At 37.3% G+C, this 20,407-nt stretch carries 15 protein-coding genes, 2 tRNA genes and 5 pseudogenes; 19 read left to right on the plus strand and 3 right to left on the minus strand.

Features of this window, described 5'->3' with window-relative positions; translation table 11 throughout:
• Positions 1-17 precede the first annotated feature (17 nt).
• From infC to rplT, 3 genes and pseudogenes are all read left to right on the plus strand, one after another.
• Positions 18-569: a translation initiation factor IF-3 gene (gene infC, locus WG932_RS29325; protein ID WP_014021143.1), complete on the plus strand. Its 552-nt coding sequence runs from the start codon at positions 18-20 to the stop codon at positions 567-569.
• Positions 570-591: 22 nt separating this feature from the next.
• Positions 592-786 carry a 50S ribosomal protein L35 gene (gene rpmI / locus WG932_RS29330; RefSeq protein ID WP_014021144.1) on the plus strand — a complete coding sequence of 65 codons (195 nt, stop codon included), beginning with the start codon at positions 592-594 and terminating at the stop codon, positions 784-786.
• Between the two features lie 95 nt (positions 787-881).
• Positions 882-1,225: pseudogene (gene rplT, locus WG932_RS29335) on the plus strand (50S ribosomal protein L20).
• Positions 1,226-1,786: 561 nt separating this feature from the next.
• Here rplT and WG932_RS29340 read toward each other — a convergent pair.
• A tRNA-Met gene (locus WG932_RS29340) sits at positions 1,787-1,860 on the minus strand.
• 92 nt (positions 1,861-1,952) lie between these two features.
• On the opposite strand from WG932_RS29340, the gene WG932_RS29345 reads away from it, so the two are divergent.
• The 10 genes and pseudogenes from WG932_RS29345 (at position 1,953) to bshB1 (ending at position 10,824) form a co-directional block, all read left to right on the plus strand.
• Positions 1,953-2,357, plus strand: a complete 405-nt coding sequence (locus WG932_RS29345; protein WP_149394310.1) for an START-like domain-containing protein — start codon at positions 1,953-1,955, stop codon at positions 2,355-2,357.
• Between the two features lie 225 nt (positions 2,358-2,582).
• Positions 2,583-3,745: pseudogene (locus WG932_RS29350) on the plus strand (LptF/LptG family permease).
• Between the two features lie 47 nt (positions 3,746-3,792).
• Positions 3,793-4,134 carry a hypothetical protein gene (locus WG932_RS29355; protein WP_483086257.1) on the plus strand — a complete coding sequence of 114 codons (342 nt, stop codon included), beginning with the start codon at positions 3,793-3,795 and terminating at the stop codon, positions 4,132-4,134.
• A 2-nt stretch (positions 4,135-4,136) separates the two neighbouring features.
• Positions 4,137-4,391 (plus strand): hypothetical protein, encoded by a 255-nt coding sequence (locus WG932_RS29360; RefSeq protein WP_483086258.1) that lies wholly within the window; start codon positions 4,137-4,139, stop codon positions 4,389-4,391.
• Between the two features lie 80 nt (positions 4,392-4,471).
• On the plus strand, positions 4,472-4,747 hold the full coding sequence (gene rpsO, locus WG932_RS29365; RefSeq protein ID WP_014021148.1) for a 30S ribosomal protein S15: 276 nt from the start codon (positions 4,472-4,474) through the stop codon (positions 4,745-4,747).
• Between the two features lie 101 nt (positions 4,748-4,848).
• Positions 4,849-6,977: pseudogene (gene pnp / locus WG932_RS29370) on the plus strand (polyribonucleotide nucleotidyltransferase).
• Between the two features lie 100 nt (positions 6,978-7,077).
• On the plus strand, positions 7,078-7,941 hold the full coding sequence (locus WG932_RS29375) for a sigma-70 family RNA polymerase sigma factor (protein WP_014021150.1): 864 nt from the start codon (positions 7,078-7,080) through the stop codon (positions 7,939-7,941).
• 155 nt (positions 7,942-8,096) lie between these two features.
• The gene (gene trxB, locus WG932_RS29380; RefSeq protein ID WP_483086259.1) at positions 8,097-9,035 is read left to right on the plus strand and encodes a thioredoxin-disulfide reductase; all 939 of its coding nucleotides are present in this window, start codon (positions 8,097-8,099) and stop codon (positions 9,033-9,035) included.
• Positions 9,036-9,047: 12 nt separating this feature from the next.
• A pseudogene (locus tag WG932_RS29385) lies at positions 9,048-10,078 on the plus strand (peptidoglycan DD-metalloendopeptidase family protein).
• Between the two features lie 29 nt (positions 10,079-10,107).
• Positions 10,108-10,824, plus strand: a complete 717-nt coding sequence (gene bshB1 / locus WG932_RS29390) for a bacillithiol biosynthesis deacetylase BshB1 (protein WP_014021153.1) — start codon at positions 10,108-10,110, stop codon at positions 10,822-10,824.
• A gap of 297 nt (positions 10,825-11,121) precedes the next feature.
• Here the strand turns inward: bshB1 and pdxH are convergent.
• Positions 11,122-11,759: pseudogene (gene pdxH / locus WG932_RS29395) on the minus strand (pyridoxamine 5'-phosphate oxidase).
• Between the two features lie 98 nt (positions 11,760-11,857).
• On the opposite strand from pdxH, the gene WG932_RS29400 reads away from it, so the two are divergent.
• From WG932_RS29400 to WG932_RS29420, 5 genes are all read left to right on the plus strand, one after another.
• Positions 11,858-12,427, plus strand: a complete 570-nt coding sequence (locus WG932_RS29400; RefSeq protein WP_014021156.1) for a YqgE/AlgH family protein — start codon at positions 11,858-11,860, stop codon at positions 12,425-12,427.
• Positions 12,428-12,486: 59 nt separating this feature from the next.
• Complete coding sequence (locus tag WG932_RS29405; protein ID WP_483086260.1) at positions 12,487-14,520, plus strand: DUF349 domain-containing protein; 2,034 nt, start codon at positions 12,487-12,489, stop codon at positions 14,518-14,520.
• A 148-nt stretch (positions 14,521-14,668) separates the two neighbouring features.
• Positions 14,669-14,741, plus strand: a tRNA-Thr gene (locus WG932_RS29410).
• A gap of 650 nt (positions 14,742-15,391) precedes the next feature.
• Positions 15,392-15,895, plus strand: a complete 504-nt coding sequence (locus WG932_RS29415; RefSeq protein WP_483086261.1) for a hypothetical protein — start codon at positions 15,392-15,394, stop codon at positions 15,893-15,895.
• Entirely contained in the window at positions 15,826-16,677 is an 852-nt protein-coding gene (locus WG932_RS29420) for a hypothetical protein (RefSeq protein ID WP_483086262.1), read from the plus strand. The genes WG932_RS29415 and WG932_RS29420 overlap by 70 nt, the downstream gene beginning before the upstream one ends.
• 429 nt (positions 16,678-17,106) lie before the next feature.
• On the opposite strand, the gene WG932_RS29425 is transcribed toward WG932_RS29420, so the two are convergent.
• Entirely contained in the window at positions 17,107-18,864 is a 1,758-nt protein-coding gene (locus WG932_RS29425) for a hybrid sensor histidine kinase/response regulator transcription factor (protein ID WP_483086263.1), read from the minus strand.
• Between the two features lie 640 nt (positions 18,865-19,504).
• On the opposite strand from WG932_RS29425, the gene WG932_RS29430 reads away from it, so the two are divergent.
• Positions 19,505-20,401, plus strand: a complete 897-nt coding sequence (locus WG932_RS29430; RefSeq protein ID WP_483086264.1) for a tail fiber protein — start codon at positions 19,505-19,507, stop codon at positions 20,399-20,401.
• The last annotated feature ends 6 nt before the right edge of the window (positions 20,402-20,407 follow it).

The raw sequence follows: 20,407 nt of genomic DNA on the forward strand, positions 1-20,407 counted from the left end.
AAACAACCATAACTATTTTGAGAGGAAAAAGAACTTATACTCCGAGACAAGAGGAACCATATAAAGTAAATTCAAAAATTAGGGCCCGAGAGGTCAGGGTTGTAGGAGATTTTGTAGAGGGAGGAAACGCGGTTATGGCGACTGACAAAGCAGTAGCATTGGCCGAGGAAAATGGGCTTGATCTCGTTGAAATTTCTCCTTCCGCTTCACCACCGGTATGTAAGGTGATCGATTATGCTAAGTTCAAATATGAACAAAAGAAAAAGCAGAAAGAGATCAAATCCAATGCTGCCAAAACTGTAGTGAAGGAAATTAGGTTTGGTCCCAATACTGATGATCATGATTTCGATTTTAAATTGAAACATGCCATCAACTTCTTAAAAGATGGTGCCAAAGTGAAGGCATATGTCCATTTTGTTGGCCGTACCATTGTTTTTAAGGAAAGAGGGGAAATGCTTCTATTGAAATTTGCTCAGGCTCTAGAAGACTATGGTCAGGTAGAGCAACTACCAAAAATGGAGGGGAAAAGAATGAACATATTTGTTTCTCCGAAAGCAGGTAAGAAATAATTCAACTAATATATATACGGTAATGCCAAAAGTTAAAACTAAATCAAGTGCTAAGAAAAGGTTCAAGCTTTCTGGGTCTGGAAAGATAAGAAGGAAGCATGCTTTCAAAAGCCACATTTTGACTAAAAAGTCTACCAAAAGGAAGAGAAATCTTACCAAAATGGGAGTCGTACATGAGTCTGATGAGGGCAGAGTAAAAGCAATGCTTAGAATCTAATCAAAAATTATCAGGTTATTTAATTCACCAGGCCTTTGGTAAACAAGTCTTTTCAGAAAAACTGAAAGCACCAAAAGTCAAAAACTAAAACAAAAATGCCAAGATCGGTCAATTCAGTAGCTTCAAGAGCTAGGAGAAAAAAGTATTAAAAGCAACCAAAGGTTACTTCGGAAGAGGTAAAAACGTTTGGACTGTAGCAAAAAACAAGTATGAAAAAGGACTTCAGTATGCTTACAGAGATAGAAAAGTAAAGAAAAGAGAATTCAGAGCACTTTGGATTCAAAGAATCAACGCCGGAGCCAGACAATATGGCATTAGCTACTCTCAATTTATGGGATTGCTTAAAAAAGCGGAGATTGATCTTAATAGAAAGGTACTTGCAGATCTTGCAATGAACCATCCGGTAGCTTTCAAAGCTATCGTTGAGAAAGTAAAATAAGAAGCTTTTAAGCTATAGTTAAAAACCCTCCTTGGAGGGTTTTTTTATGCCCTTTTTTTCCAATCTACGATTGAGCAACTTGTCTGCACCAAAGTTTGTTTTTTTTGTGAAGATAGATGAAAAGGGACGCCTACCTCCCATTATTATTAATGTTTTCTTTTGGAAAGCTATGTTGTGAAAATAAGGTATTCAGTTGGAGGAATTGTTTTCAAATCGCAAGGTCACAGCAATATTGATTCTGTTGAGCCAATAGAAAGACCCGGAACTGGATTTATATTGGATTTAATACAGCTAATTATGAGATGTTTCCAGCCTTGCCTATTACCAAGTTTTAGAATCAAACCTTAAAAAGGTTTATTTTTGAAATTTTCCTTATATTACTCAAGGTTTACCTATCAATTGAAAGCCATTAGCCTTATTTTGATTATTTAAGCCTAAACTAATAAAAGGGAGGTGTTTTACCACATAAGGTATGCCGCCAATACGAGGATGTGTAAATGAGTTGGATGAAAGGAGAGGGCATAAAAAAAGGTCTCTAAATATAAGAGACCTTTTGATGAGTAGCGAGGAGGGGAGTTGAACCCCTGACCTCAGGGTTATGAATCCTGCGCTCTAACCATCTGAGCTACCTCGCCAATTGGGAATGCAAATATGTGAGTATAATCCTTGAATTGCAAATCAAGTACCTAAAAAATAATGCACTTTTTACAACTAGAATAAAAAAGCCATGGAGAAAATCAAATTTGTTTCAGATTATCAGATAAATAGCTCCAAAAAGATTATTTATCCATATTTAAGCACAGCAAGTGGATTGTCACAATGGTTTGCCGATGATGTAGTAATTAATGAGGATAAAGTTTACAATTTCATTTATGATGGCGAAGATCATTATGCACGGGCAGTTATTATGCGGACCAATCATCATGTCAAATTTGAGTTTTTTGACCCCGGTGAAGAGGAAGAGGGTGTAGATGCTGAGCATTCTTTCATCGAATTTAAGCTTGACGAAAATGAATTAACACAAACCATTTATCTTCGTGTAATAGAATATGGCGATGCCTTTGACGAGCAGGAGCAGCAATCAATATGGGAAGGATTAATAGGTTCGCTCAAAGAGATTATTGGCGGATAAAATGGCTTTAAATTATCATTTTTAACTTAATATGCTCAATTTTGTTAAAGGCTTAACCCTGCAGTTTAAATGCAAAGCAAGCATGTACCGTAAGCTGATGAAATATGCTTCCATAAATTAGTAGTAAATCTCTATCAGTAATTGGTGCAAATAGCGTTGATACCTATACCCACTAGAATGGCGATTGGCTATTTTGTGTTGACAAATGAAAAGTAAAAGCATTGAATGAAAAAATTAGATAAGCTGGTATTGGGGTCATTCCTCAGTCCTTTTCTGCTTACTTTTATCGTGGTAGATTTTATTTTACTCACGGTGAATATGCTTAAATATTTCGATGAGATTTTTGGGAAGGACCTGCCTTTTATGGTCTATATGGAACTCATTGGTTATTTTGTGATAAGCATTTCTCCCATGGCCTTGCCGTTGGCGGTGTTGCTTTCATCTTTGATGACCTTTGGTAACTTGGGAGAACACTTTGAGTTAACCGCCATCAAGAGCAGTGGCATTTCCCTTAACCGAACAATGCTTCCGATAGGTGTATTTGTCGCCATCGTTACTATTTTGGCATTTTTATCCAATAATTACATTGTTCCTCGGGTAAACCTGAAGACATTTAGTCTATTGTATGATATCCGGATGAAATCTCCTGCCTTTGATATCAAAGAGGGGTGTTTTATAATGGAATACCGGGATATAGCATTAAGGTTAATAATAAATTGGACGAAGTGCGGCTCCAAGACGTATTGATTTATGACCATACTTCCGGACAGGGCAATCTCCATGTGATAACTGCAGATTCAGGTAGGATGGAGCCTTTTTTTAACGACCGGTACATTATGTTGACCCTTTATCACGGTAACAGCTACCAAGAAGGGTCGGGAAGAAGAGGAGGAAGGAATGTTCCCCAAGCTTTCAGTAGAACACAATTTGAAACCAATAAAATGGTTTTCAATCTGGATGCTTTTGAACTTGATCGGACGGATGAAAAGCTTTGGTCCAACAGTAAATCCATTAAAAATATTAGGGAGATACGGGTGGACCTTGACTCAATGGAAAGAGAAATCAATCACTTTCACTTTTTTAATTATGCCAATACTGAAGCCTCTTACAACTATTTTGGTAGATCCCGTAAGCTTACCCCACCGAAGGATATCTTGGATAAAAAATTGGAAAGTGATTCTTTGAAAAATTTAAGGTATCAGGCCGAACATGACTTGCTTCTAAAAGGTGATGACATTGAGCGGGCAAGTGGGGAAGGTTCAGCAGCAGCAGTATCTTCTAATGCTTCCGGAGGGAAAAATACCAATAGTACTACTGCTACTGATACAAGTGGTGGCGTTGCTCCGCCGGTTAAGTTAGCACAGAGGGGGACAGTAAGTCTTCTGTAGCATCGAGTGACACCCTTGTCCAATCCAAAGACAGCTTAGACAAAGCTTTGGCAAATAATAAAAATCCCGACATGCGGGATATTAACAAAAACAGTTCTTTGAAATTGGAGAAACCGGTCCTACAGACCCTTTCTGATGATCAAGAAAAACGTCTGGACTCCTTGTTATCAACGCCAAGATACCGTAACTCCAGGGCTTCTGTAGGGCTTACTTCAGCAAGAAATATAAAAAACAATTTCACCAAGAATAAAACACAAATCAATGAAGTGATGAGGCAATACAGGCATTTTACGGTTGCCTGGTATCAGAAGTATACGCAGTCATTGGCCTGTTTCGTAATGTTCATGATTGGGGCACCATTGGGAGCAATTATAAAAAAAGGGGGCTAGGAATGCCGGTATTGTTGTCCATTATCTTTTTTATCATGTATTATATGCTGACCATTACCGGAGAGAAATGGGCGAAGGAAGGTTTATCAGATCCGCTTTTTGGAACTTTTTTCTCCAATATGGCATTGATTCCTTTCGGTTTGTTCTTTTTAAAACAAGCACGAAAGGACGCAAGATTATTTGAACCCGATTTTTACCAAGGAATTTGGGAAAAAATAGTTAAATTATACCAGAAATTGGTCCAAGGAAAAAGTTAAAAGAAGATGTTTTATAATTTGGAATAAAACAGCTACCTTTGGCTCTGTTTTAAAAAATTTAACATCATATTTGACTAAGCATGTATTTAGCGAAAGAAGAAAAAGTAGAACTATTCAAGAATCATGGTCGGTTGAAGTCAGAAAGTGATACAGGGTCTCCTGAGTCACAAATTGCCCTGTTTACTTACAGGATTAAGCACCTGACGGAACACTTAAAGACCAACAAGAAGGACCATTCAAGCAGAAAAGGCCTTTTGAAATTGGTAGGTAAAAGAAGGCGTTTGCTGAATTACCTTATTAAAATTGATATTGAGAGATACAGGAATGTAATTGCTGACCTTGGTATCCGTAAATAATAACTTGTAGGGTTCCTTTATTTAAGGGACCTTACTTTTTTACTTCCTTCTGTTATTAAGCCTTATTTTTAAAACTATACACTTTACATACTCAAAAGTATATGTTACCAAATACAATTTCAAAAACTATCACTCTTGAAGATGGTAGGGAAATAATCATAGAGACAGGTGCATTGGCCAAACAAGCTGATGGTGCTGTTGTAATTAAAATGGGCAAAGCTATACTACTAGCTACCGTAGTAACTAAAAAAGAAGCAGGTGAGGGGGTTGATTTTCTCCCTATGTCTGTAGATTACCAGGAGAAATTCGCTTCTTCAGGGAAAATACCTGGAGGATTTTTGAAGAGAGAAGGAAGATTATCTGATTACGAAATATTAATTAGTAGAATGGTAGATAGGGCCATTAGGCCTATTTTTCCTGATGACTACCACGCAGATACCAACATAAGCATCACTTTGATGTCTTATGATGAAGACGTTTTACCTGACTGCCTAGCGGGACTTGCTGCTTCTGCAGCACTTGCTGTTTCTGATATTCCTTTCAATGGACCTATCTCAGAAGTAAGGGTGGCAAAGATTGATGGTAATCTATTTATTAATCCTACCCCTAAAGAGCTAGAAAAGGCTTCTTTGGAACTAATTGTAGCAGGATCTGAAGAATTTATCCTTATGGTAGAGGGTGAAGGAGATGAGGTTTCTGAAGACGAAATGGTAGAGGCACTGCAATTTGCTCACGAAGAAATCAAAAAACACTGCAAAGTTCAAAAAGAACTGACCAAGCTTGTAGGCAAGGAAGAAAAAGAGCTTACAGTCATGAGGTAAATGACGAAGCACTTCATGCTAAAATTAAAGAGGAATTGTATGACAGTCTGTATGATGTGGTCAGCAGGCAAATTCCTAACAAATCGGAAAGATCAGAACTAGTAAAGGCCATCAAAGAAAAATTTGTAGAAAGCCTTGGAGAAGATCACGAGTACGATGAAAGCCTCATTGGTAGATATTTCGGTAAGGTTCATAAAGAAGCGGCCAGAAATTTTGAATGAGAAAAAGAGATTAGATGGCAGAGAGCCTGATGAAATTAGACCTATTTGGTCGGTAGTGGATTACTTGCCATCGGCGCATGGTTCTGCCGTTTTTACCAGAGGAGAGACCCAGTCAATTACCACTTGTACTTTAGGTACCAAGCTTGATGAACAAATGGTAGACGGAGCCGTTTTATCGGGTTATAACAAATTCTTTTACATTACAATTTCCCTGGTTTTAGTACCGGAGAAGTTAAACCAAATAGAGGACCGGGAAGAAGGGAAGTAGGTCATGGTAACCTTGCCATGCGCGCACTTAAGAAAGTGTTGCCTGCACCGGAAGACAATCCTTATACCATCCGAGTAGTTTCCGATATATTGGAATCCAATGGTTCATCTTCAATGGCTACTGTATGTGCAGGATCATTGGCTCTAATGGATGCCGGTATTGCGATCAAAAGCCCTGTTACAGGGATTGCGATGGGGATGATTTCTGATGCAGAGACAGGAAATTACACGATTTTGTCCGATATTTTAGGTGATGAAGATCACTTGGGAGATATGGATTTTAAAGTGACCGGTACTGCTAAAGGTATCACTGCTTGCCAGATGGATCTTAAAGTAGAAGGTTTGGATTATGAAGTGTTGAAAGAGGCGCTTTACCAAGCAAGAAAAGGAAGGCTACACATTTTGGATGAAATCAATAAAACATTGTCATCCGCAAGACCTGAATTTAAGCCACATACTCCAAGGTCCTATAACATGCAGATTCCTAAGGAATTGATTGGTGCGGTTATCGGCCCCGGAGGAAAAGTTATCCAAGAAATCCAAAAAGATACAGGAGCTACTGTTATTATTGAAGAGGTGGATAATATCGGGAAAATCAATATTTTCTCAAATAATCAGGAATCAATGGACGCTGCCATTGGCAGGATAAAAGCAATCGTTGCTCAGCCGGAGATTGGTGAGACCTATACCGGTAAAGTTAAGAACATTATGCCTTTTGGTGCTTTTATTGAGTTTATGCCTGGTAAAGATGGTTTATTGCATATTTCTGAAATCAAGTGGGAAAGACTTGAATCCATGGATGGTGTTCTAGAATCTGGCGAGGAAATTGCAGTGAAGTTAATCGATGTGGATAAAAAGACAGGAAAATACAAATTGTCTAGAAAAGCATTATTGCCTAAACCGGAAAGAAAAGACAAATAAGCTGGAAGTTCTCTAAATTAATAGGTCATGAAATATAAAATGAACTATTTTGAAGGGAACATCTGTTATCAATGCGTTAAAAAATAATCAATAAAATTGAATGAGGCAGCTTAAAATCAGTAAACAGATTACCAACAGGGAGAGTCAATCTCTGGATAAATACCTTCAAGAGATAGGTAAGGTAGATTTATTGACAGCAGACGAAGAAGTGGTTTTGGCCAAAAGGATCCGTGAGGGAGACCAATTGGCATTGGAAAAGTTAACCAAAGCCAACCTTAGATTTGTTGTCTCCGTTGCCAAGCAATACCAAAACCAAGGCTTATCCTTGGGAGATTTGATCAATGAGGGTAACCTAGGTTTGATTAAAGCGGCCCAAAGATTTGATGAAACCAGGGGGTTTAAATTTATATCCTATGCTGTATGGTGGATTCGCCAATCCATTCTTCAAGCTCTAGCTGAACAATCCAGGATTGTTAGGCTTCCACTAAATAGAGTGGGTTCGTTGAATAAGATCAGCAAAACATTTTCTGAGCTGGAGCAAAAGTTTGAACGTGAACCATCACCGGAAGAACTTGCCGAAGTTTTGGAAGTGACTGCAGGAGAAGTAGTGGATACCATGAAAATTTCCGGAAGGCATGTGTCTATGGATGCTCCATTTGTTCAAGGAGAAGAAAATAGTTTGCTGGATGTTCTGGAAAATGACGGTGAAATTAAACCTGATGATGGTTTGATGAATGACTCTTTAAGGAAGGAAGTTCAAAGGGCCTTGTCTACTCTTACCCAAAGGGAGGCTGATGTCATTACCCTTTATTTCGGACTCAACGGTGAACATGCCATGACCTTGGAGGAAATTGGTGAGAAATTTAACCTTACTCGAGAAAGGGTAAGGCAGATCAAAGAAAAAGCCATTAGGCGACTTAGACATACCAGTAGAAGTAAAACTTTGAAGCCTTATTTGGGATAAAAATTTAAACAAAGTTAAGAATTAAGAAAGGGCACTTTGCCCTTTTTTTATATCCCACAAAAAAATCCCATTCGAGTAAACTTTTTTGTTTTGCTATGGTGTTAGTATTCGAAAGAATTTCACTTTGTGAGAAGTATTGAACAATTGATAAAACAATGGACAAAGAAATAGAAAAAATAAAGGTTCTTATTATTGGATCAGGTCCGGCAGGCTATACTGCCGCTATTTATGCATCTCGTGCAGGGCTTTCTCCTGTAATGTATACGGGCGTCCAACCCGGTGGTCAGCTGACCATCACCAATGATGTAGAAAATTATCCCGGATATCCAGACGGTGTCATGGGCCCTCAAATGATGGAAGATTTCAGAAAACAAGCAGAACGCTTTGGTACTGATGTGAGGTATGGGGTAGTGACAGGCATAGATGCCGGAAAAAGACCTTTTAAAGTAACTGTGGATGAGGGAAAAACACTTCTTGCAGAAACTGTGATTATTTCTACCGGTGCATCTGCCAAATGGTTAGGTATAGAAAGTGAAACGAGACTTAACGGAAAAGGCGTTTCAGCTTGTGCTGTTTGTGATGGGTTTTTCTTTAGAGGAAAAGATGTGGCCATTGTAGGTGGGGGAGATACTGCTTGTGAAGAAGCCAGTTATTTGGCCAATATATGTAATAAGGTTTATATGTTGGTGAGAAGAGATGAGCTTCGGGCTTCACAGATTATGCAGAATCGGGTGATGAAAAACCCTAAAATTGAAATTCTTTGGAACCATGAAACGGTTGAGATATTAGGTGATGAAGAAGTTACCGGAGCTAAGGTAAGGGATCGAATTTCGGGTGAGGAGAAAGTCTTAGCAGTGGAAGCATTCTTTGTAGCCATAGGACATCAACCCAATACCGCTGTTTTTGAAAATCAAATTGATACTGACGAAAATGGCTATATACTTACCCAGCCGGGGAGTACTAAAACCAATGTGCCTGGAGTGTTTGCTTGTGGTGATGCTCAAGATCACGAATACAGACAAGCGGTGACTGCCGCAGGTACAGGCTGTATGGCTGCATTGGACGCAGAAAGATTTTTGACTTCACAGGAATAGGTCTAAAATTATATGAGTCTAAAAGAACGTTGGCTCTTGGTTCTTCTTCTTTTGACTTCCTTTAGCTTTGGTAGTTTTGCGCAAATTAAAAAAGGGAATAAGCATAATAATGGGGTTGTAGAACAAAACCTTGTGGTACCCTATGGTACACTTGATTTTGATGCTGATCAATATCGTAATGATTTAGAAAAGGCTACCGATGCTTTGATTTTCAAAGATGGTCTTGATCTTAAAAAACGCTTATCTCTTGTTAGTGAAAATCACGATGCTTTTATCTGGGCGCCCACTCATGTGATGGTGGAGGTAGCAGAGAAAGTGATGATTGATAGTATTTGGATTACTGCCTTTGAACATTATGGAAGCTGGGACAGTCATAAGATTAATAGTTATGATTTTGATCCGAGAGAATTTAAAGATACTATTCCTGTAACATTATATAACTCTTATTATGGTTCCGGATGGAGTGCCCCTTAGAGCATACCAAAATTAATTCTGATTTTGGTAGAAGGCGCTACCGCTGGCACCATGGAATTGATTTAAAATTAAATACCGGTGATCCGGTGAGGTCTGTATTTGATGGTATCGTTCGCATTACTTCCTATGAGCGGTATGGATACGGACATTATGTGGTGATAAGGCATAGAAATGGCCTTGAAACCATTTATGGGCACCTGTCCAAGAAAGAAGTTAAAGTTGGGCAAGAGATTAAAGCAGGTGACATCATTGGGCTTGGAGGAAGCACCGGTAGAAGTACAGGTCCCCATCTTCATTTTGAGATTCGGTACCAAGGGCTTTCCATTAATCCTACCGAAATTTTCGATTTTGAAATTGGAAGAATTAAGGCCCCGATTTATTCGATAACTGCTCAGAGTTTTGATCATGAGATAAAAATGAGAGAAGCAGTCTATCATCGAATCAGGAGTGGAGACAACTTATCTGTCATTGCCCGGCGATATGGAGTTAGGGTAAGTCAAATTACTAGATTAAATGGCATTAGCACAAGAACCATTCTCAAAATAGGAAGGCGCTTGCAAATACAATAAAAGTTATAGATTCATTGTAAAAGATAAAAATGAAATTGGATATTTTGGCCATTGCTGCTCATCCGGATGATATTGAGTTAGCATGTAGTGGTACCCTGGCGTCCCACAGAGATATGGGCTATAAGGTCGGTATATTGGACCTTACCAAGGGAGAGATGGGGACACGAGGCACCCCCGAAATTAGGATGCAAGAGGCTGAAGCTTCAGCAGAAATTTTGGGACTAAGTGCCCGCGAAAATTTGGGGTTTAAGGACATTTACTTTAAAGATGACTTGGATCATCAAACAGCTATAGCTAAGGTAATTCGTAAATACAAGCCTGAAATTGTGCTTGCCAATGCCGTAAGAGACAGGCATCCGGATCATGGTAAAGGTGGAAGTTTGGCTTCTCATGCCTGTTTCATAAGTGGGTTGAGAAAATTAGAGACAGCAATAGATGGAGTGCCTCAAGAAGTTTGGCGTCCAAAGTTTGTTTACCATTATATTCAAAACGAATTTATAGAACCTGATCTGGTTGTTGATATCTCAGATTATTGGGAGACTAAAAAGGAGAGTATTCTTGCTTTTAAATCTCAGTTTCATGATCCTAATTCCAAAGAGCCGGAAAGCTTTATTTCAAGGCCTGAATTTCTGGACTTTATTGAAGCAAGAGCTCGTGAATTAGGACATAAGATCAATGTGAAGTTTGGAGAAGGCTTTACTGTGGAAAGAGTTGCCGGAGTGAAGGACCTTTTCAATCTTATTTGATTACAAAATTAAATACCCAAACATGATATAGTAAATGTACTTTACATGTTTGGGTATTTTTATGTCGGATCCTTTAATCCGGATTATGTAATAGAATTTGTGATAGCCTGTCCCGTGTTTACGGGAAGTGTTGCAATCGCAAGAAAATCAGGCTGTTTGGAGATTTTAGCATAGCACCGCTATGGTGAAATTGAAAACAGCAACGAAGTGGCTGATTTTGAAGCGATTTCAGTACGTAATAGATTGTCTATTGCATATTTCGGGTTTAAGCCAACTTTTTCGGTGGGTCTGTAAAAATTACGGGGCCAAACGTGCTTTCCTCCACTGCTGTTCTCCTTCATCCCTTCGGTACAAAACTCTGTCATGGAGTCTGGCAGGCCTGCCTTGCCAAAATTCAATGGTTGAAGGAATTAACCGGTACCCGCCCCAATGTTCCGGTCTCACAATAGGTTCTGATTGAAACCTTTCCTCAACTTTTTGTTGTCTTTCTTCAAGGAAAATTCGGTTGGGAATAACTTCACTTTGGGGGCTTGTCCATGCTCCTAATTGACTTTGAATGGGTCTGCTTTTAAAATATTCATCAGATTCCTCAGCTGAGGTTTTGGAAATAAGTCCCTCAATCCTTACTTGCCTTTCCAGTTCTGGCCAGAAAAAGGTCAAAGAAGCATTAGGGTTTTTGGTAAGTTGCTTTCCTTTATTGCTGGAGTAGTTGGTAAAAAAACAAACCCTTCATCAGCCCCTTTTAACAAGACAATTCTCCCGGAAGGTTGGCCATTTTCATTTACGGTACACAGATGCATGGCGGTTGGTTCATTTACTTTTGCTGTCAAAGCTTCAGATAACCATACTTTGAATTGTTCCAAAGGGTTCTTGTTTGTCTCATTTAAGTTCAATTTCTTAGAAGAATATTCTATTCTTATGTCTGCTAAATTCATTTTATCTTTATTTGTAGCTGAAATTTAAGTTTGGATTACAAATATATTGGTTTTAAGATTTTTTGCTTTATATTAATGCCTCGTATAAATCACAGTTGATGGATAATAGGTCCAATATAATGCCAAAATCAGGAAGTTTGTTGATTTCTGAACCTTTCCTACAAGATGAGAATTTTGTTAGGTCAGTTGTTCTTTTGTGTGAAAATAATGAGTTGGGTTCTTTTGGTTTGGTACTGAATAAGCTGTCTATTTTCAAATTAGATGAACTTTTGGAAGATTGTGAACTTACAAATAAGGAGGTTTATGTGGGTGGCCCGGTGGAGCAAAATACGCTTCATTTTATCTATTGTGGAGAGCAGCTTCTAGAAGATAGTGTGGCTTTAGGAGACCAGCTGTGGTGGGGAGGTGATTTTAATGAATTGATAGGCAAATACAAGTCAGGCTTGGTTGATATTACAAATTTTCGTTTTTTCTTAGGTTATTCAGGATGGGAAGAAGGGCAATTAAGTGAAGAGTTGGATGAGAAAACATGGATTGTTTGTGACAATAGCCATACTAAAAAGATCTTTAAAGTGGCTCCGGATGAATTATGGCGCGTAATTTTAAAGAATATGGGGGGCGATTTCCAAGTATTGGCAAATTATCCGATTGACCCAAGACTAAATTAGCTCAAAATTGCTACTTTTGTTTAGCATGGATTGAATTACGCAGGAATATTTTAAATATTATGGATAACGAGAAAGAAATGTCTGAAAATGCAGACAAGGTTACTGAAGAATTGGCAAATAGTCAAAAATCAGGAGTTGAAGCATCTAAGGAGAAGCAGGAAACACCAAACAGTGATGTGACAGGTGAAAATTCTCCAAAAGATCAAGAGAATGTGGTGGATCCTTCCGTGGTGTCAAATGATACTCAGGAAGATGCAGTTGCTGAGAAACCAAAAGAGACCAAAGAAGAGGCTTCTTCAGATAAAATTGAGACCCCTGCGACTCCAATTGAAACCAGTCCGGCAGCTAAAGAGGAATCGGAAGAAAGTGAAGATGAGGAAGAAGAGTTTGATTTTCATAATTATACCAAGCCTCAACTAATCAAAGCCCTTAAAGATTTTGTACAAGAGCAGAATTTTGTACGCAGAGATGGCTTGGTACAAGAAATAAAAAATCAATACGACGAATACTATCTAAAAGAGCAAGAACAAGCCCTTGATCAATTTCTTAAAGAAGGAGGAGAAAAAGATGGCTTTGTATATAGGGGAACGGATGAAGACCGTGAGTTTTTCGCTTCCTACCAATTATTTAAAGAGAAAAAACACCAGCAATACAAAGACCTTGAAAAGTCCAAGGAAAAGAATGCCAATGACAAAAACCTTATCCTAGATCAGTTAAGAGAAATTGTGGATGGGGAAGAAACTACCAATAGCATTGAGACCATTAAAAAGATCCAAGATGAATGGAAAAAGATAGGTCCTGTCCCACACAGTCAAAATAAAAATCTGTGGGCTTCTTATAATGCTTTAATGGATAGGTTTTATGACAACCGGAGTATATACTTTGAGCTGAAAGAGCTAGATAGGAAAAAGAACTTGGACAGTAAACTAGACCTATGCAGCAAAGCAGAGGCTTTGTCCAAGGTTGAGGATGTGAAGGAGGCCATTAAAAGTTTGAATGACCTGCATGAAGAATTCAAACATATCGGCCCTGTTCCTAGGGAAGATCAAGAAGCATTATGGCAACGTTTTAAAAGCGCTTCCGATGCTGTTTACAACAAACGTAAGGCTTATTATGACAGTCAACGAGAAGTTTTCAAGGCCAATCAAGTACTTAAAGAGAAGCTAATTGAAAAATTAGAAGAATTTAAGGCTTTTAAAGCTGAAAAAATTAGAGATTGGAACACAAAAACCAAAGAAATTCTTGCCCTTCAAAAAGAGTGGGAGGCCATTGGTCCCGTGCCTAGGGAAGCAGGCAAAGAGATCAACAAAACTTTTTGGGGGCTGTTCAAGCAGTTTTTTCACCATAAAAATTTATTCTTCAAAGAATTAGATGAAATAAGGCAACAGAATAAAGAAAAGGCTGAAAAGTTAATTGAAAGTGCTGAGGCCTATTTGGACAGTACAGACTGGAAAAATTCTTCCAATGAGTTAATACAATTACAGAAGCAGTGGAAGGAATTGGGGCCTATGCCTGAAAAATTCCGCGATGATCTTTACAACCGCTTTAAAAAGGCCTGTGACACCTTCTTCGATAACAGGAGGAATGCAAACAAGGAAAACAACAAGGCCTTTGAAGAAAATCTTTTGGCCAAAGAGAAGGTTTGTCAAGAGATCTTAGAGGCTGCAAAGGATGAAACCCAAACAAGCGCAGAAAACCTTGAAAGGCTTATTCAAGCGTATAATGAAATAGGTTTTGTGCCGCGGAAGAGCATGAAGGATATTTCCAATAAATTCAATAGTGCTGTCAACGAATATGTTTCCAAACTAGAACTTGAAGGGGAGAGTAAGGATGATTTTCTATTCAGACTTAACCTCAACAAACTACAGGCAGATCCGAATAGCAATAAAGTACTGAATAAAAAGGAGCACGGAATCCGCAGACAGATTACTGATTTGGAAAATAACATTACTTTGTGGAGAAATAATTTGGAGTTTTTTGCAGCTTCAAAAACGGCAGATAAGCTAAAAGATCAATTTGAAGAGAAGATTGAAAAGGCAGAGCTGGAAGTGGATAAACTGAAAAAGAAACTTTCAATTATCAGAGAATTTTAATTCCTTCACTATGAGTAAAATAGGGATTTTGTTAGAAAAATCTTCTCAAAAGTTTTGATTTCATAGGAGTATAAAACTATATTTGCACTCGCAATCAGGGAAAAAGCCTTCCTGATAACACTTTTAAAAGGGTGTATTTATAAAAGAAGCCTCCTTAGCTCAGCTGGTAGAGCAACTGACTTGTAATCAGTAGGTCGTTGGTTCGATCCCGACAGGAGGCTCTTAAAATTTAAGCACTTGCAGGATACATCTTGCAAGTGCTTTTTTTTAGGTAGTTATTTTATATCCGGATAGTAAAAGAAGAAAAGAAGCAAAATTATCAAAAAATAAATAGGCAAGGCTACATATAAATTATTAACTGGACTAGTTAATTTATCGTTCTCCCAATATTTTTTAAGGATAAGTCTTTCCATGTAAAAGGGGTGTGGTTAGTTATTTTTGTTTATGCTCCTTTTGTTTTATAGATGGAATTAGGATTGGTTTTATTTTTTGTAATTTATGCAATTAATTCAGGCAGAATTAGGAGTTGACCTCATAATATATGCTAAAGGATTCAGTTTGAGTCTTGTAATAATACCGAACAAATTGTTCATGTATGGGGTATAAGCTCCTTTAATATTTTTGCCTTCAAAGAAATGTTTGAATGGCTTAAAAGGTAAAAGCCTTTATTGATATGCTATAGAACCTTGATAAAGTCATTTGAAGATTGAGAGGGATATTTTGATTACATTTCAGCAGCCTTCTAGCGAGAGTAGGAAGATCCTTCAGATGGAAAGATAAAAATAAAGAAGGAAGGTTTTCAAATAAAGAATTCAATAAATTAGGAAAAATAATCGATTTAAAACACTACAGATTTTTACCCGATAAGCGAATGTTAAAAAATATTATAAAATTAATTAGCTGTATTTCTATCGGACTAGTCATCGGCTGTAAAGAAAAAGATACTGTTGAAAGCGAAGCATTTTCTGTGGAACTAGAAACCATTACAAAGGGAAAAGAAAAAGAATACACTTGGACACATGCACGCTCTGCTGTAATACCCTCCGATAAGCCAAAGGTGCTTACCACTATGTCACAAACACTCAAAGAGGGCTCAGATGTTTATCATGACTTGTATCAAGTGATAAGCCAAGACATGGGCCAAACCTGGTCTGAGCCTGAAGCAATACCTTCATTGACAATAATTGAACAAGATAGTGGCTATCGATCTGTAGTGGATATGTGGCCTCAATGGCATTCCTCTACAAATAAGGTTTTAAATATAGGTACCTCTCCTTTTTATTCTAACGAAAGGACACATGACGGTTGGAAAAAAAGGTGGTGTATGCCTGTTTTGATCCGGAAACCGAAAAATGGAGTTCTCCTAAATTTTTGAAACTACCGGAATTGGACCATGATGGAATGCTTTTAATGGCACCTGCAGCAGGCAGTGCCCAATGGTTGGAGTTGCCCAATGGAGATATTCTTTTACCTGTGTTTTATTTTAAGCTTACCGAGGAACAGGCTTATTCAGCTTTGAATAATCCAGATGAGGCTTTTAGTATAGGTAGTTTGATGAAAAGTGATGATTTTGGTTTTAGCAGCACAGTAGTGCGATGTACCTTCGACGGTGAAAATTTAATTTATAAAGAACATGGTGATGAATTAATACTTAAACAGGGTAGGGGAATCTATGAACCATCCATCACCTCTTTTAAGGGAGAATATTATCTAACCATGCGTAGTGACAAAAGTGCTTTTGTTGCTAAAAGCAAAGATGGATTGCATTTTAGTTCTCTTAAGGAATGGACCTTTGACGATGAGTCTATTTTGGGGAGTTATAACACCCAGCAACATTGGGTGAGGCATAGTGATGCCTTATACTTGGTGTACACCAGACGAGGTGCAGATAATGATAAGGTTTTTCGCCATAGGGCACCTCTTTTTATGGCAGAGGTGGATGTTAATAACCTTCAAGTTATACGGTCTACTGAACGTGAGATGGTTCCCAATAGAGGAGTTGCTTTAGGTAATTTTGGCATCATGGAAGTCAATCAAAATGAGACCTGGATAACTGTAGCCGAATACATGAGGGGAGAAGAGAACGTAGTTGCTGATAATAGTGTTTTCACTGCCAGAATACTGTGGAAGCGACCAAATTTGAATTCAAAACAATAATCAAAGATTTAATTAATACTAAGAGAATTGTAGAGTTTCCTACTACTATTTATTATGAGATGATAAGAACAAAATTTTTTAATAAATACAAACCCAAAGTAATTAGTAACTACAATACAAGTAGTGAATTAAACGGTGTTTGTAAGTGTTTTAAGTATCATAAAATTACCCATTAATGTTTATCCATATAACATTGAAAACTGAATCAACTCGGTGGATTGTTAGACTTTCAACGATAAGCAAATGATATTTCTTCAACTCTTTGGCTGATTTTGATGTCGATTTAGTTAAAATCTAATTCAGCTGTAAGAAGAAAAAGGGAGTGATCAGGAAAATAATCTCTTGTATTTTTTACATTACTTTGACCAAAACCTAGTTCCATTGGTTAGGTACTTAGTTGATTTTTCTTTTATCGTTCAAAGCCACTTGCTAGAATTTAAAATTAGGCTTGCTGCCAAATCGCTCGTAGTATTTTTTTGAAAAATAGGAAGAATGTTTAAATCCAACCTCGAGAACAAGTTGTTTTAAGGAGTGAACCTGCCTATTTTCTAGGAGCATTTTAGCTTTCTGTAATTTAACTTCTGTTATAAGTTCATTAGGGGATAAACCTGTTTCACTTTTTATTTTTCTAAATAAAGAACTTGATGAAAGATTAAAATGCTCGGCAAGATCAGTTTGATTGATTTTACTTTTCCCGGATTGTTCAAAAATATATGTCTGTAATTTATCAATCCAATTGTTAGGATCATTTTGGGAAAGATCTATTTTTTCCTCCAGTTGATACCTTGTACGTTTGTTGTTATTTATTAATGCATTATTTATCCGTATGATCAATTCTTCCTCTTCAAAAGGTTTAAGTAAATAATCGTCGATACCAAGTCTTAAAGTAGATAATTTGATTTGGTTATCTGCCCTCGCAGTAAGCATCAAAATTGGAGCAGAATGTTGTAGGGATTTAAGTTTTGAAATGAATTCTAATCCATTCATATTTGGCATCATATAATCTGTAATGATAAAATCTACGGCTTGACTCTTTATTATTTTCAAGGCTTCATGGCCATCCCCGGCTTCCAGGCATTCGTATTTACATAGTAAATCTTTAAGGTAGAGTCGCATATCATAAGCATCATCGACCAATAAAATTTTAACTTTTTTATTAGTAGAAGAAAAACGTTCCAATAGCTCAAGTTTGCTTATTTCGCTATTTTTAACACGATCTCTTTCCTTGATTTTCTCAACCTTAGGAAGGTGTATAACAAAAGTGCTCCCAACTGAAGGTTTGCTGGAAACCCTAATTGTTCCTCCAATTTTTGTAATTATCTCTTTGCTGAAAGCCAGTCCAACACCACTTCCACCTGATTTATTGAAAGAGTTGTTTGATTGATAAAATCGATTAAATATTAATTCTAAATCATTCTTTTCTATACCTATGCCATCATCCTCCACACCAATGATTATTGAGGTTTGGTTTTCCTTTAAGAATAGGGTCACTTTCCCTTTCTTTTCCGTATATTTTAAGGCATTCAATAGAATGTTATTAAGTGCCCGTTCCAGATATAGCTTATCACCCAAAACGAATTTTGGTGAGGTACTTGTATTTACCTTAAATGTTATTTGCTTTTGCTTAAATAAAGGTTCAAAAGAAGTAGCTATTTTCTTCAATAAATCAGTCAAGTTTATTGGATGTAAGCTCATGCTGAAATTGGTATCCTGCATTTTGGCTAAATCGATTACATCATCTACTATTTTTTTTATTTTATCAGCTTGGTTATTGAGCTGGGTCACGACGGATTGTATTTGAGCATCATTTAATTCGGAGTTGTATTTTTTAAGTTTATTGATTTGACCTTTGATAAGTGTCAAAGGGGTACGGACCTCATGAGAGACATTGATAAAAAACTGCGACTGCTGCTCGTTAATATCGGCTATATTTTTTCGCTCTATTTCTAATGCAAGTTCACTTTTAAGATTTTCTTGTTTGAAATAGTAAACCAAAACAAATACGATTGCGAAAACCATGAAGATGAAACGATCAGGGCCGAAATAATTTTGTGGGTAATGGAGAAAATAAATATTGGGTATTATAAAAAGAACTAGGGACACTACAAATGAGGAAAAAATATAAAAACGATTGTTGGTAAACAAGAGTACAAAGGCAGGAGCTAAAAGGTATCCGGCTTCTAACATTTTACCGGATATAATAAAATTGGAGAACATAAAATTGCTAAAGTATACCAAGAAAAAAATAGGGCAGTTGCCATTTTATTTCGGTTTATCCTTTGAAGGTACAACACAAGTGAAATGCCTGCAAAATTGGCTAGATGGGTAAAGATATAAACAGGTGGCTTATTGGGTTCAAAAATTTCAGCAATGATTGAAGCCATTTCGATTAATATCCAAAAACCACAAAAGATATTCAAGAGCTTTATTTGCTTTTGTTTTTCTCTAGGTTTGTCAGGATCAAACCCGATCAATGAAATTGCTTTATAAAGGTTTAACCAATGTTGTCGAATTGTATTCAATTGTATTTAGGTGTTAAGTTATTGACCATTTTCCATTTAAAAATAGATATTATAAAATTTTTCCAGCCGATTTGACCGCAATAAATCAATACCAAACCTCCATAAAGGTTAATTAGACCGGTTGATTATCCAAATTGACCTGTTAGTGATTCTGTTTGATTGATTTTTGACCTTTACCTGATTTACTTTTAGGTACGTTATTCCCATTATACTGCTTATATATACCTAATAATATTTGGTTAAAAATTAGAAAGGAGGGTTAATAGTTCTCTTTTGTCTTGAATGTCTTTATTAAAACAATTACCATGAAAACTCAACTTATTCTCATTGTATTAATAGTATTCTCTTGTTCTTTTTCTTTGGCACAGACTTCTGCTGAAATGGCTGATATAGCAATACAAGGTATTGCAAGAGATGACAATAATACGGCAAAAGCAAATGCCCAAATTTCCCTTACTTTCGAGTTTTATTATTTAGATAAAAATAATGGAAATGCTAAAGTTGAAGTTGGGGCTCCAGAAACAGTAATTCTAAATACCGATGCTTTTGGTGTATTTTCCCATGTTATAAGCCCTGCTGCTACCAATAATTCCATATTTGCTAATCAGCAAATCTATTTAAAAATTACTGAGGGGAATGTTCTTGTGTCAGAGGAAAAACTAAAGCACGTTCCTTATGCAATAGCAGCTAATAACGGGGTGCCGACCGGAGCTATCATGCCTTTTGTTGGGGCTACAGCTCCAATTGGTTGGGTGCTGTGCGATGGACAATCCTTAACAAATATCAATGGGGCTGAAAATCTCATTGCTTTATTGGGGAGTACCAATGCACCAGATTTGAGGGCTATGTTTTTAAGAGGGGTAGGAGTCAACGCTGATGCCCAGTTTGCCGATAATAGAAGGGATGGTGGCGTAAATTCCACACAGCAAGATTCCAACATGGCGCACAACCACAGCGTGGATTTAACTACTTCTAATAATGGTGAACACTCACATCCCTTAATGTTAATGAACAGGAGGTTTGTTAATGATGGTAATAGCGGTTCAACAGCGTTTAATATACAAGCCCAGGATGGAGGGGTATCGACAGTAACAACCGATTTAAGTGGGATACATACCCATGCTGTTTCCGGAAATACGTCTTCTGAAGGAACTGAATCTCGTCCTATAAACTATGGGGTGAACTACATCATCAAATTATAATTTCAG

It is taken from the genome of Cyclobacterium sp. SOCE241, assembly GCF_056867545.1.

Excerpts from the sequence above, each read along its gene's own strand:
- rpmI (WP_014021144.1), top strand. The coding sequence starts at position 592 with ATGCCAAAAGTTAAAACTAAATCAAGTGCTAAGAAAAGGTTCAAGCTT.
- WG932_RS29345 (WP_149394310.1), top strand. The coding sequence starts at position 1,953 with ATGGAGAAAATCAAATTTGTTTCAGATTATCAGATAAATAGCTCCAAA.
- WG932_RS29360 (WP_483086258.1), top strand. The coding sequence starts at position 4,137 with ATGCCGGTATTGTTGTCCATTATCTTTTTTATCATGTATTATATGCTG.
- rpsO (WP_014021148.1), top strand. The coding sequence starts at position 4,472 with ATGTATTTAGCGAAAGAAGAAAAAGTAGAACTATTCAAGAATCATGGT.
- WG932_RS29375 (WP_014021150.1), top strand. The coding sequence starts at position 7,078 with ATGAGGCAGCTTAAAATCAGTAAACAGATTACCAACAGGGAGAGTCAA.
- trxB (WP_483086259.1), top strand. The coding sequence starts at position 8,097 with ATGGACAAAGAAATAGAAAAAATAAAGGTTCTTATTATTGGATCAGGT.
- bshB1 (WP_014021153.1), top strand. The coding sequence starts at position 10,108 with ATGAAATTGGATATTTTGGCCATTGCTGCTCATCCGGATGATATTGAG.
- WG932_RS29400 (WP_014021156.1), top strand. The coding sequence starts at position 11,858 with ATGGATAATAGGTCCAATATAATGCCAAAATCAGGAAGTTTGTTGATT.
- WG932_RS29405 (WP_483086260.1), top strand. The coding sequence starts at position 12,487 with ATGGATAACGAGAAAGAAATGTCTGAAAATGCAGACAAGGTTACTGAA.
- WG932_RS29415 (WP_483086261.1), top strand. The coding sequence starts at position 15,392 with ATGTTAAAAAATATTATAAAATTAATTAGCTGTATTTCTATCGGACTA.
- WG932_RS29425 (WP_483086263.1), bottom strand. The coding sequence starts at position 18,864 with ATGTTAGAAGCCGGATACCTTTTAGCTCCTGCCTTTGTACTCTTGTTT.
- WG932_RS29430 (WP_483086264.1), top strand. The coding sequence starts at position 19,505 with ATGAAAACTCAACTTATTCTCATTGTATTAATAGTATTCTCTTGTTCT.